This window comes from Mucilaginibacter sp. P4_D1, assembly GCF_056401935.1.
In genome coordinates, this window is the sequence record NZ_JBFUIJ010000002.1 from 233,362 (window position 1) to 245,687 (window position 12,326).

Annotated in this window: 13 protein-coding genes; 11 read left to right on the forward strand and 2 right to left on the reverse strand. The window is 42.3% G+C overall.

Annotated features, from left to right (window positions below; translation table 11 throughout):
• Positions 1-90 precede the first annotated feature (90 nt).
• From AC1DV1_RS02840 to AC1DV1_RS02890, 11 genes are all read left to right on the forward strand, one after another.
• A complete protein-coding gene (locus AC1DV1_RS02840; protein ID WP_477354937.1) occupies positions 91-726 on the forward strand; it encodes a hypothetical protein in 636 nt (211 codons plus the stop codon).
• Between the two features lie 122 nt (positions 727-848).
• Positions 849-1,523 (forward strand): metal-dependent transcriptional regulator, encoded by a 675-nt coding sequence (locus AC1DV1_RS02845; protein WP_477354941.1) that lies wholly within the window; start codon positions 849-851, stop codon positions 1,521-1,523.
• Between the two features lie 332 nt (positions 1,524-1,855).
• Complete coding sequence (locus AC1DV1_RS02850; protein ID WP_477354944.1) at positions 1,856-2,797, forward strand: FAD:protein FMN transferase; 942 nt, start codon at positions 1,856-1,858, stop codon at positions 2,795-2,797.
• 190 nt (positions 2,798-2,987) lie between these two features.
• A complete protein-coding gene (locus tag AC1DV1_RS02855) occupies positions 2,988-3,323 on the forward strand; it encodes a hypothetical protein (protein WP_477354947.1) in 336 nt (111 codons plus the stop codon).
• Between the two features lie 33 nt (positions 3,324-3,356).
• Complete coding sequence (locus AC1DV1_RS02860; protein WP_477354950.1) at positions 3,357-4,229, forward strand: hypothetical protein; 873 nt, start codon at positions 3,357-3,359, stop codon at positions 4,227-4,229.
• A gap of 9 nt (positions 4,230-4,238) precedes the next feature.
• The gene (locus AC1DV1_RS02865; protein WP_477354953.1) at positions 4,239-4,922 is read left to right on the forward strand and encodes a response regulator transcription factor; all 684 of its coding nucleotides are present in this window, start codon (positions 4,239-4,241) and stop codon (positions 4,920-4,922) included.
• 4 nt (positions 4,923-4,926) lie between these two features.
• Entirely contained in the window at positions 4,927-6,261 is a 1,335-nt protein-coding gene (locus tag AC1DV1_RS02870; RefSeq protein WP_477354956.1) for a sensor histidine kinase, read from the forward strand.
• Between the two features lie 233 nt (positions 6,262-6,494).
• A complete protein-coding gene (locus AC1DV1_RS02875; protein ID WP_477354959.1) occupies positions 6,495-7,175 on the forward strand; it encodes a YiaD family glycine zipper/OmpA-like lipoprotein in 681 nt (226 codons plus the stop codon).
• A gap of 259 nt (positions 7,176-7,434) precedes the next feature.
• Positions 7,435-7,824 (forward strand): HYC_CC_PP family protein, encoded by a 390-nt coding sequence (locus AC1DV1_RS02880; protein ID WP_477354962.1) that lies wholly within the window; start codon positions 7,435-7,437, stop codon positions 7,822-7,824.
• A gap of 72 nt (positions 7,825-7,896) precedes the next feature.
• Entirely contained in the window at positions 7,897-8,397 is a 501-nt protein-coding gene (locus AC1DV1_RS02885) for a heavy-metal-associated domain-containing protein (RefSeq protein WP_477354965.1), read from the forward strand.
• Positions 8,398-8,418: 21 nt separating this feature from the next.
• Positions 8,419-9,219, forward strand: a complete 801-nt coding sequence (locus tag AC1DV1_RS02890) for a hypothetical protein (protein WP_477354968.1) — start codon at positions 8,419-8,421, stop codon at positions 9,217-9,219.
• Between the two features lie 68 nt (positions 9,220-9,287).
• On the opposite strand, the gene AC1DV1_RS02895 is transcribed toward AC1DV1_RS02890, so the two are convergent.
• Together AC1DV1_RS02895 and AC1DV1_RS02900 are read right to left on the reverse strand one after the other, a co-directional pair.
• Positions 9,288-10,418 carry an acyltransferase family protein gene (locus AC1DV1_RS02895; RefSeq protein ID WP_477354970.1) on the reverse strand — a complete coding sequence of 377 codons (1,131 nt, stop codon included), beginning with the start codon at positions 10,416-10,418 and terminating at the stop codon, positions 9,288-9,290.
• A 105-nt stretch (positions 10,419-10,523) separates the two neighbouring features.
• Positions 10,524-12,305: a RagB/SusD family nutrient uptake outer membrane protein gene (locus tag AC1DV1_RS02900; RefSeq protein ID WP_477354973.1), complete on the reverse strand. Its 1,782-nt coding sequence runs from the start codon at positions 12,303-12,305 to the stop codon at positions 10,524-10,526.
• Between the last annotated feature and the right edge of the window lie 21 nt (positions 12,306-12,326).

Below are 12,326 nucleotides of genomic sequence, written 5' to 3' on the forward strand. Positions count from 1 at the left end.
TGATTAAATATTGTCATACATCCAAACAATGCTACCGTTTGGCAATCTATTGGTCGCCAAACAAAGGGGCACTACTTAAACAGAAAACAAATGAAAAAGATGATCCTGTCGGCAGCAATATTATTAAGCTGCTTCGCTGTTAAAACAGCCAGCGCCCAGGTAAGCGTAAGCTTTGGGGTAAATATTGGCAGCCAACCAGCCTGGGGCCCGGTTGGATACGATTATGCCAACTATTATTACATGCCCGATATTGATACTTACTATGATGTGCCAACACACCAGTATGTATATTTTGATAACAATGTGTGGGTGCACCGCGCCTACTTACCGGTACGGTACCGCAACTATGATTTATACCACAGCTATAAAGTGGTTATCAATGATCGCAACCCATGGATAAGAAACGATGTTTACAGAACAAGGTATGCCGGTTACAGAGGCCGTCATGACCAGGTTGTTATCCGCAACAGCCGCGATGTTAGGTATGCCAACTACTGGAGAGGCAATCACGACCGCAGGGTAGCATACACCCGTGGTAATGGCCACTTTGATAATGGCAACCACGGTGGCCGCGGGCCTCAATTTCATGGCAACGGCGGCGGTCATTTTGGTGGCGATCGTGGTAACCGTGGCGGTGGTGGCGGCGATCATGGCAACCATGGCGGTGGCGGTCGTGGTAACCACGGTGGAGGTGGCGAACATGGCGGTGGTCATGGCCATCATTAATAACCAAATAAAATAGCAAAACAGGCTTCCGGTAACACGGAGGCCTGTTTTGTTTAAAGCGGGTTCGCAATAATTAGGCATCCCTAACTATTACAAACCGGCTGGTTTTTATTTATGTTTGTATGTTTCCAGTGCAACAACGGATGTATACATTATCAGAAGAAAATTATCTAAAGGCCATTTACCGTATCGCGCAGCAAAAGGACGTTAAAATAACGCCAACTGCTATAGCCGAAGCGCTGGGTAACAACCCAGCCTCGGTAGTTGATATGATCAGGAAGCTTACCGAAAAGGAGTTGATAGCCTATGATAAAAAAGTGGGCGTAAAACTTACCCCACAAGGCTTAAAAGATGCGGTATTAATTGTGCGCAGGCACCGCCTTTGGGAAGTTTTCCTGTTAGAAAAACTGGGCTATCATTGGGACGAGATTCACGATATTGCCGAGGAACTAGAACACATCAGCGATGCAACACTGGCCGATAGGCTTGACAAGTTCCTGGGCTTTCCCGAATACGACCCTCATGGCGATCCCATTCCAAAAGCCAACGGAAAGGTGCCTAAATCATTTTCGGTGACGTTAACCGATCTTAAGCCCGGTGGGGCATGTCGCGTGGCTGCCGTGCGCGATACCAGTAATTCGTTTCTGCAGTACCTCATCAAACTCGATATTGGCATTGGTACCCGCATCCAGCTCATCGAAAAAATACCTTTTGATAATTCCCTCGTGATCAGCATCAACGGTAAAGAAAACACTACCGTATCGCAAAAATTTGGCGAGAATATTTTGATTGATTGAGCACCGTTTTTTTTCACACCAAGGCGCTAACGAGCAAAAAAAACAAACAAGTTACTTTTCGTCGTAACATATTTGCGTCTTTGCGCAAATAAATTGCCCTCCGGTCTATTTGAAAAAATTGTCAATTTTTTGTCTTTATTTCTTACTCTTTGCTCCAATTTACAGCCAAATCGTCGATTTACGTTATTCGCAATCTTGTTTTCATCTTATTTTCATACAAGCAATCTACTTTAGTTGTTGTAGAGGTGAGAGGTAACATTTTTGTTATAAACAAAATCATCCTACAGCGGGATTAGAGTAGTTTGATTTTTTGACGATAAAAAATTTATTTTATGCTGGCAGTAAAAACTTTAAGTAACAATTTAACCACCTACAAACGTAATGTACACGCTATGGGTGATAAATTTGAGATTAGTGTGGTTGGGAATGATCCATTATTGGCCAATGAACAAATAGAAATTGCTATCGGCGAGATCAACCGTGTTGAAAAACTGCTTTCGGCTTTTGGCGATCACAGCAATATTAAACAAATTAACCGCGAAGCCGGCGTTGCGCCCGTAAAGGCTAATGGCGAAATTTTCAGGTTAATTAGCCGTGCTTTACAGATATCTGAACTTACACACGGTGCTTTTGATATCACCTATTTTACCGGTAATACCGGCAACGATACAACTTCTGTTGAAAACGTGACTGTTAAAACGGCCCCTTACTCGGTAATGCAAACCAACTATCAAAATGTTGTACTTGATACCACCAGGCAAACTATCTTTTTAAAAGAAAAAGGTATGCGTATTGGCTTTGGTGCCAATAGTAAAGGCTATGCTGCCGATAGGGCAAAGTTTGTTTTACAAATGAATGGTGTTAGCAGCGGCGTTATCAATTCGGGCGGCGACCTATTAACCTGGGGTACACAACCCAACAACAAGCCGTGGACTGTAGGCACTGCCGACCCTGAACAAAGGAAACAACCTTTTGCCCATCTTAACATCAGCAATATGGCTTTTGCTACATCGGTAAATGCCGAAAAATATGCCAGCATCAGCAAGAAAAAATTTCAAAGTATTGCCAGTACCAGTAAAGGTTTCCCGGTAAGCGAAATTAAAAGTGTAAGCATACTTAGCCCCACTGCCGAACTGGCCGATGCCATGGCATCTCCTATGATAAGCATTGGTATTAACGCAGGTATGTACTTAATAAACCAGCTAAACCAAATTGCTTGTGTTATTGTTGACGACCAGAACCGTGTTTACACTTCAAAAGGCGTTAGCCTATAACCCGCTTTAACTGCATTAATTTTAAACCAATCATAATTATTCCGGCAAGTGTGTAGTCACTTGTTTATGCAAGCATTGTCCCCTGCTGAAATAAACTGGTGATAATTGTTATCAACAGTACCCCCGGTTTGGGTATTACTGTTTATATTGACCGATATTTGAATATAATTTTAAGTTTTTCTTCCTCTCAATGGTAAAGTGGTTTGCGTATATTGTCCTGTTATTGATATTTACGCCACGATTATCAGCTGCCGGTACTACAAACAGCCCATCACATCCGGTTGAATACCGTCGTGCAATTAAGATGCAGTATCATAATTTACCGGTCGATACTACGTTAAAAAGTAAAAAGGAGCAGGAAGAAAAAAATAAAATTAAAGAGGTAGCTAAAGCAAAACGGCAGGCCAAGCCGGCAAAGGTAGATGAAAACACTCCGCCCGTGCCGCCTAAACCCAAGCCTAAAAGACAGCGCCGCCCTGAAGGGTTGGAGCGTCCGCCGGAAATACCTCGACGAAATGGCGATTAAACAGGTGGTTAACAAACAATTTACCAATTTTTGATGAAGTACCTTTGCTTACTTTTTTTTATTGCCGGCAGTAATGCCTTATATGCTACGGGTATTAACAATACGCTTTTTACCGGTGGCAACATCCACATTGTGGCCGATACAGATACCATCATCAGGAAACAGTCTGTTTCGGTAGGGGTAAACTATGGCAGCGACGCGCTCTTTTTCGGGCGCACCAGCCCGGTTAAATATCCCTTTGTTACGGGCGATGTTATTTATAACACTAAGCAGGGTTTTTTTGCTTACGGCTCCATTTTAAAGGTTTTAGGGTATGCGCCGGTTGACGAAGTTGATGTTGGCGGCGGCTACTTTTATAAATTTTCTAAACAGTTTTCAGGAGCAGTAAGCTATACCCGGTTTATATTTAATAAACAGGCCAATGTTATTAAGTCGGCCTCGTCAAATGATATCAACCTGAAAAACTCATACGACTGGAAGTTTTTGAAAACCAGCGTTATAGCCGACTTTCTTTTTGGCAAATCAAACGATTTTTTTGTTACCGTTACAAACTCCAAATACATTGAAACCAGCTGGAGTATTTTTGACGACCAGGATTACCTTTCATTTAATCCATCATTTAACTTTATAACAGGTACACAAAATTTTGTGCAGCGCTACTCGGTAGATCATCGTTTTAAGCAGGAGATTGACAATATTTATGTGTTCGATGATCCAAACTCGGCGCGTTATAACCGCAAGTTTAAAATGCTTAACTACAGCTTTAAAGTACCTGTTGCTTATAACCGGCCTCATTATACCCTTGAGGCCTCATGGCGTTATTCAATCCCGGTTAATGTAGAGGGGGTGCTTGAAAATCACAAAGAATCGTTTTTCAACCTTACATTTTTTTACTTGTTTTATTAGCAACTGCGCATGAATGTTTTGATCATCGAAGACGAAAAAGCGCTTGCACATGAGCTGGAAATATTCCTCACAAATTATAATTACATCTGCGAGGTTTGTTATGACGGGGCTTCGGCATCAGAAAAAATTGCCGTCAATTTATATGATTTTATCCTGATAGACCTCGGCTTACCTGATTACGATGGCCTTGACCTGTTAAAAGAAGTAAAAAAACTGGGCTTAGATGCGGCTTGTATTATACTAACCGCCCGTACCGAGATTAATGACCGTATTAAAGGGCTTGATTTAGGGGCCGATGATTACCTGCCCAAACCTTTTTCGTTACTTGAACTGCAAAGCAGGATGCAGGCCATTATCCGCCGCAAGTTTGGGGTAAAAAATAACATAATTGATCTTGATGGCTTCCTGATTGATTTAACCAACCGTACCATTTCATACGGCACCAGCATGGTTAATACCATTACAAAAAAGGAATTTGACCTGATTGCTTACCTCATTCTGCATAAAAACCGTACGCTTACCAGGATGCAGTTAAGCGAACATATTTGGGGTAGTGTAGTTAATAATGATTACGACTCCAATTATATAGACGCGCACATCAAAAATATACGGAAAAAGCTAAATGCATTTGCATCGCCCGATTGGCTGGAGACCGTGCGCGGGCTGGGATATAAAGTAAAGATAAACGCCTGAATATTTGAAATTAAGGACAAAACTTACGCTTTTTAACGCCATATCAAAATTGGTGATTGTGATACTGTTTGTATTGCTGGTGCCCGTATTGATAAAAAACATAAGTAGCAGTTATGTTGATAGCAAGCTGATAAAGCAAAAAAACAAGCTGCTGCAAATTGTAAAAAGCCAGGGCATTGAAACTTATATTGTAAACGGCGAAGGATACGGCAGCTACCTGCCCCTTAAAGACGAATACATCAGCCTTGATGAAGTTGACTCTAAATATTTTTTAGATACCATCCAACGCGGTAAACGCCTTTTTAGCGAGGGTGATACCCTTGAATACCGCATTTTGAGCCATACCTTTAAAGTTAAAAACAAAAACTACCTGCTGGAGATTGGCAAAAGCGTGGATACACTTGACGAAACCAGTGTGCCGTTGCAAAACCTGGCATTCGAGGTATTGTTAGGTATGATATTACTTACTGTACTTGCCGACCAGGTTTACTCCAATTATGTGCTTAAGCCACTACGCATCATTATAAAAACCAAGCTGGTAGGTCAAAAGTTTCCTAATTTCCAGTCGTACCGAAAGGTGCGCACTACCACATCTGATTTTGAGCATCTTGATCTGAGCATCCATAAAATGATTGAGACTATTGCCGATAAATTTCACCGGGAACGTGAGTTTATTTCCAATGCATCGCATGAGTTGATGACGCCTATATCTATCCTTCAATCAAAAATTGAAAACATGTTTGAGGAAGAGGATATCAATGACGAGCTAAAGGTGCGTTTGCTGGAAATGCAGAAGATTCTTAACCGGCTTAAAAGTATCACCAAAACGCTGCTGCTGATATCGCAGATTGAAAATGAACAGTTTTTAAAAGAAGACAGAGTTTCAGTTGCCGAGCTGTTACAAGATGTTTATGACGAAATTTCTATACGTCTACAGGATAAAAACATAAGTTATGAAATTTCAGTCCCGGATAACTGGTACATGGTTAATATCAACAAATTCCTGTTATTTAACTTGTTTTTTAACCTGATTAACAACGCCATAAAATATAACCGCGAAGGTGGTAGTATCCGGGTTGCCGCGGTGGCTGTTCACGATAAATTTTTAATCAGTATAACTGATACCGGCATAGGTATCGATACTGACGCCATTCCTCTTATATTTAACCGCTTTAAAAAATTTCGCCAGTCATTACAACAGGACAGCTTTGGCCTTGGCTTGCCCATTGTAAAATCAATAGCCGGATTTCATGATATCGAAATTGATGTGGTATCCGAAAAAAATGTAGGCAGCACCTTCAAACTCATCTTCCCGGCTACGTTAATCATAGTTAGCTAAGCACCTTTCTTTCGCTTGCTTTTTGTATCTGGAATTTTACATTCATGTACTAAAAACTAGTCGAATTCTTTGATTAGGACTAAACGCTATTCTCTTTTCAAATTCCTGGTTTCTTAATTGTTAAAAAAATATAGCGACAGTGTAGGTTTATCGGCAAATCTGGTTGGTTTATCCCAATTGGGCTTTTGGCATCTGCTTTGCAAATGGTAATCTATATATACAATTATACTATTATGAAATCTTTAAAAATCAAGGTAGCAACTTTAAGTTTAGCATTGGCTACCGTTGGAATATTAGGCTCGGGCTGTAACTCATTAACTAAAACACAAAAAGGAGCTGCTATTGGCGCAGGTGCCGGTGGTACTGTAGGCGCTTTTATTGGCAAGGCTGCAGGTAACACTGCTTTGGGTGCTATTATTGGTGGTGCCGTAGGTGGTACAGCAGGTGCATTTATTGGCCGGAATATGGATAGGCAAGCTGCCGAAATTAAGCAAACCGTACCCGGCGCTACTGTAACCCGTGAGGGCGAAGGTATCCTGGTGAAATTCGACTCGGGCATTTTGTTTGATACCGATAAATCTGCCTTAAAAGCAGAAGCACAAAGCAATTTGCAAAAACTTGCAGCATCGCTTCAAAACAACCCCGAAACCAATATTTTAATTGTTGGCCATACCGATAATACAGGAAGTGACGCGCACAATATGGATTTATCAATACAAAGGGCACAATCTGTAAAATCATACATCGCAGCTCAAAATGTTCCTGCATCACGATTACAAACTTCGGGCAAGGGCGAAACCGAACCAATTGCCGACAATACAACAGTAGATGGCCGTTCAAAAAACCGCCGGGTAGAAATTGTAATTGTTGCCAACTCAACCATGAAAGACCAGGCTAAACAGTCGGCTCAATAATATAATTTATTAGTTTTAAGATCACGTTAATTAGAAAAACCTGGCCGCGAGGGCCGGGTTTTCTTGTTTTAGCCCCGGAAACTATCTTTGCCCGGTTGTTACAAGTGGCTTATTTGGCAATGCACGGAAGCCCCCTTCCAATTACAACATTACTATTAAGCACAACAAAAACGGCAACAAGTATAGTAATATTCATTACATCAACTTTCTTCTCCAAAAACAATTTGTAATCAACAAGTTAATCACCTATTTTTGCTATATGCTAAAAAAACCAGGAGCGGTGTTATTGACTATGCTGTACGTTGTTACAGTATTAGGCTTTGCGCTTAACCTGCATTATTGCGGCAACAACATCTCATCTGTTAAAATTAACGCACCTGCTGTTGCCTGCGGCATGGATAAGGTTGCGGGCAAAATGAATTGCTGCAAAGACAGCCAGTTGCAGGTAAAGGTTAAAGATGTACACCAGGCCGAAGAAACATCTTTTTTAAGCCAAATATTGGGTTTTGAATTGCCTCACCTTCCATTTGGTAATTATTCCTTTTTTCCGCAGCAGCCATCGCTCGAAAAATATTTTGACCGTGCACCTCCCGATGAGCCCGTGCAAAGTATAGCATCGTTTATCAAAAATTGTATTTTCCGGATCTGATAAATTAATTGAACCCTTAATAACCAGGTATTTTACCACAGTTTAATTCAATATTAATTTAAAAAGATTCAAATGAAAACGCTTAAAATATTCATCATTATATTTTCTCTATCTGCTACCGTTGCAAAAGCTCAATTCACCAAAGCTGAATTACAGGTTAGCGGGCTTACCTGCGCCCTTTGCGCCAAATCAACAGAAAAAGCACTCCGCACCCTGCCTTTTATAGGCGACATTAAAACAGACCTGATCCGTAATACTTATCTCATTACCTTTAAAAACGATGTGCCGGTAAATTTTGAGTTAATGAGCAAAAAAGTACAAGGCTCGGGATTTTCGGTAAACAGCTTGAAAGCCACTTACAACTTTGATAACACCAAAGTAGCCGATAACAATTTCAGCTACGGGGGCGATATTTACAAGCTGCTTAATCCTGCCAATAAACCAACCAGCGGCACAGTTAATGTTACCGTTGTTGACCAGGGATTTGCACCAAAATCGGTATCAAAAAAATACCTGGGCCAGGTAACTGATACAGCACCCGCATCGGGCCGTGTTTATCATTTAGCCATATAGTTTTTCATTTAATCCTTTTTTATGAGAATCTTAATTCTGGCTATTTGCCTAACAGCTATGGCATGTCCTGTTTTTTCGCAGGAATTGTATGTAAATACCGAACCAGCCAGTAACATGGCCACCAGTTCATTAGGTATCCGGATAGAAAACCAGGGCTTTTTTAGTCCTACCTACAAAAACCGCAGCACTATTGAGGCTATGTATGGCGTAAGCCGCCACCTGATGGTACATGGATCTGTTTACATGTCTGATTATTACAGCAACAATCAACATTTTGATGGGGGTAGCATATACGCCAAATATCGATTCCTTTCGATTGACACCGTTCAGCAGCATTTCAGGGGCGCCGCTTTTGTTAAACTGGCCAGCATCAATAACCCGGCGCCCAACCAGGAAATAACTTTAGAGGGCGATAACAGCGGCCTGCAAAGCGGCGTTGTATTTACGCAACTGCTACATAAACTGGCTATATCCGGTTCGGCAAGCTATATCAGGGCGTTTGATAATGCCGGTGGACATACGCTACCTGCATTGCAGGCCAGGAATGCCGCCGCCTATACCCTATCGGCGGGTTACCTGCTATTACCCCGCCATTACCGCGACTATAGCCAGACAAATATGAACCTATATGTAGAGCTGTTAGGCAAAACCAATCCGGGCCATGCGCAAAGTTACCTGGATGTTGCACCAGCTGTGCAGTTTATTTTTAACAGTTTGTGCCGGCTGGATTTTTCATACCGCACACCACTGTACAATGCCATGGAGCGTAACTCCAAAAACATGTACCTGGTTAGACTGGAGTATAACTTTTTTAATCTGTAGTTCTTTCAAAACTGAAAGGCGCGGCCATCACATGACAGCGCCTTTCGGTTTATTTGCAGGTTTAACGCTTACACGCGGATATAAATCTTCTTTTTATCCAATAGGTAACCTACAAACCAGCAAATAAGCATATAGCTTATGGCAAATAGCAATGAGCCAATTGCACCGGGTATTATAGCCTGGTATATATTGGTATTTATCCAATTGTATAAACTGTTACCCTTTACAGTAAACATGTAAAAGAAAATCACCAAAGTTTCTGACAATACATAAAGCGGTAGTGGATTTTTGCCCAAGATGGTAAAAAACCTTGTCCAGTTGCCTTTGTTCCAATCGTTAATCTCCAGGGCATACACCAGGAATGACAGGATCACCAGATCAAGGCCTGTTGTTATCAGTACAAACGGGCTGCTCCATAGCTTTTTGTTAATAGGGAACACCATATTCCAGCATAGAGCAATAAAGATGAAAAGGCAGCCCATGAGCAGCATTTTTGATATCACATCGTACCCTTTGCCTCTTTGCTGAATAAATTTACCGGCGTAGTAGCCAACCACCACGTTTACAATAGCCGGTAAGGTGCTAAGGATACCTTCGGGATCAAATGCTTTTCCTTCGCCATGGTACATATGATCGGCTCCAAGTACTAGCTTATCCAGGTAATAGCCCGCGTTTCCGGTCATACTTAATGGGTTTAGCGGATCGCCAAAAACAAGCAGGATAATCCAATAACCTACCAGGAACAGGATGGATAAAATAATAACCGACCGCTTTGATAAAAAATGGATCATGAGCGACGCAAAACAGTAACACAACGCTATGCGTTGCAAAACCCCAAAAATACGGGTGTGGCTTATCGGCGAAAACTCAAAGTGCCCTTTATCAAAATTGAAGAACGGGAACCAATACATGAGGTACCCTATTAAAAATATCAATAGCGTGCGTTTAAATATTTTGGTAAGTACGGCCGCGTTGCCCATCTCGATATAGCGCTTCATCGAAAAACTCATGGCGTTGCCTACCGCAAATAAAAACGATGGAAATACCAGGTCGGTTGGGGTGAACCCATGCCAGGCCGCATGCTGTAGGGGTGCAAATGCGTCAGCCCCGCTCCCTGGTGTATTCACGATGATCATAAAACATAAAGTCATCCCTCTAAATACATCCAGCGATAAAAATCGTGTCGATGATGTGTTCATATTTTGGTTTATAGTTGTTGGCTGGTTTACTGCAGGAGGTAATACGCAGCAATTTGAGAAAATCTGCCGGGATATAAAAACCCCGGCAGATATAATTATAATTTATTAATGGTAACCCGGGTTTTGTTTAAGCACCGGCGAACCGCCTTTGGCACTCAGGTCAATTTCAATAAGCGGAATAGGGTAATATTCGCTTTTGCCTTTTAAAAACTTACCTCCCTTAACATCGTTGGTAAACTTGCTTTCATAGGTTATATAGGCATTCAACTCGGTATCGGCAATACCCCATCTAACCAAATCAAAAAAGCGATGCCCTTCCATTGCCAGTTCAATTTTACGTTCAAAATAAATGGCTTTCAGCGCAAAATCTTTACCTGTAAAAGCACCGGCAGGGTAAACGCTAACTTTATAATTAGCGGCTGGTGTGTTGGTGAAACCAGCGGTAGGGTTATCATTGTCTTTATAGTTGTGTACCCATCCAGATGTGTTGGTAGCCCTGCTGCGTACCATGTTTACATAACTTTCAGCCTTGTCAAAATTACCCAGTTGGGCTTCAGTTTCGGCGGCCATCAATAGCACATCGGCATAGCGAATGAGGTTTACATTAATACCCGAACCCGGCGCCCACGAAGTATTGTCCCCGTTTTCACTCTGCTCGGCCTGGCCATATACATTTTTTATGGGTGAGTAAGGGCCCCCGTACTGCTGATCGCGTACCCAATCGGTGCCCGGGTGGATACCCCAATCAAGATATGGTATGCCTCTGCGGCCGACAGTCCAATCAAGACGGGGATCTATGGTACCGCCATCGGGTGTAAAATCATCACCTGCCGCTACTCCCATGTCGGTTGTCAAAGCGTGGCTGTTGTAATCATCCAGGTATGGCAAGCCGGTAGCCGGGTTGGTACGGAAATGGTTGGCCAGCTCAATTGATGGCTGATAAAAACCACAGCAGCTAAACGGACTGCTGTTACCATACGGAAAATTCAGCATATCGCCGTCGTTGGCGTTTGAAGGCCCGTTGGGATCGCTGTTTGCGGCTGCCTGAACAGCAAAAACCGACTCGGCGCTATTATTGGTGGCCGTTCTGAAGTTATCATTAAACTTTTCGTTTAACGCATATTTTAAGCCCAATGCGGTTACACCCTGCGCAATAACGGCATCAAAAACAGTCTTAGCTTCGGTATATTTATGCTCATATAAATATGTTTTTGCCAAATATGCTCCCGCTGCCCATTTGTTGGCCCGGCCTACATTAGCCTGTGTATTGGGCAAATTATTATAGGCATACAGAAAATCGGCCTCAATTTTTGGCCATATATCTATTGTATTGGGCTGATTGATATCGGTAGTAGTTTCATCAAGATACGGCACATTGTTAAACATCTTCTTCAGATCAAAATAGTAATGGGCGCGTAAAAACCTTGCCTGTGCTATAATGTTTGTTTTGGTAGCGGCGGCAATAGTGGCAACTTTGTTGGTGATACCAATAGTATTGTTGGTTCTTGAAATCCCTTCATAATCGGCCCTCCATTTGCTGTCAAAAAAACCGTTACTGGCATCGGGGTTATACTTCATAATGGGCTCAATAGGTTGCTGATCGCCGGCAATGCTTCCCTTTGAAGCATCCCCGCCGGCCACGCCGCCGTAAATCCAGTTATCGGGCGATGCCTCCCATGAGCCGCCACCACCTATGGCAGCATCGCCGCCCTGCTGGCCGTCAAGGGCCGCGTAGGCGCCTACCAGTAATTCCTGGGCACCGGCTTCGGTTTGTAAAAACTGTGGCTCAAGCGCGCCGTTAATTGGTTTATCAAGAAATGTTTTTTTACATGCACCCAGCGCAAAAACGCTAAGCAACAGGATGCTGAAATATTTTTTTGCTTTCATTGTAATACTTTTAATGCTGTG

Coding starts and splice junctions, on each gene's coding strand:
- AC1DV1_RS02840 (WP_477354937.1), top strand. CDS start 91: ATGAAAAAGATGATCCTGTCGGCAGCAATATTATTAAGCTGCTTCGCT.
- AC1DV1_RS02845 (WP_477354941.1), top strand. CDS start 849: ATGTTTCCAGTGCAACAACGGATGTATACATTATCAGAAGAAAATTAT.
- AC1DV1_RS02850 (WP_477354944.1), top strand. CDS start 1,856: ATGCTGGCAGTAAAAACTTTAAGTAACAATTTAACCACCTACAAACGT.
- AC1DV1_RS02855 (WP_477354947.1), top strand. CDS start 2,988: ATGGTAAAGTGGTTTGCGTATATTGTCCTGTTATTGATATTTACGCCA.
- AC1DV1_RS02860 (WP_477354950.1), top strand. CDS start 3,357: ATGAAGTACCTTTGCTTACTTTTTTTTATTGCCGGCAGTAATGCCTTA.
- AC1DV1_RS02865 (WP_477354953.1), top strand. CDS start 4,239: ATGAATGTTTTGATCATCGAAGACGAAAAAGCGCTTGCACATGAGCTG.
- AC1DV1_RS02875 (WP_477354959.1), top strand. CDS start 6,495: ATGAAATCTTTAAAAATCAAGGTAGCAACTTTAAGTTTAGCATTGGCT.
- AC1DV1_RS02880 (WP_477354962.1), top strand. CDS start 7,435: ATGCTAAAAAAACCAGGAGCGGTGTTATTGACTATGCTGTACGTTGTT.
- AC1DV1_RS02885 (WP_477354965.1), top strand. CDS start 7,897: ATGAAAACGCTTAAAATATTCATCATTATATTTTCTCTATCTGCTACC.
- AC1DV1_RS02890 (WP_477354968.1), top strand. CDS start 8,419: ATGAGAATCTTAATTCTGGCTATTTGCCTAACAGCTATGGCATGTCCT.
- AC1DV1_RS02895 (WP_477354970.1), bottom strand. CDS start 10,418: ATGAACACATCATCGACACGATTTTTATCGCTGGATGTATTTAGAGGG.
- AC1DV1_RS02900 (WP_477354973.1), bottom strand. CDS start 12,305: ATGAAAGCAAAAAAATATTTCAGCATCCTGTTGCTTAGCGTTTTTGCG.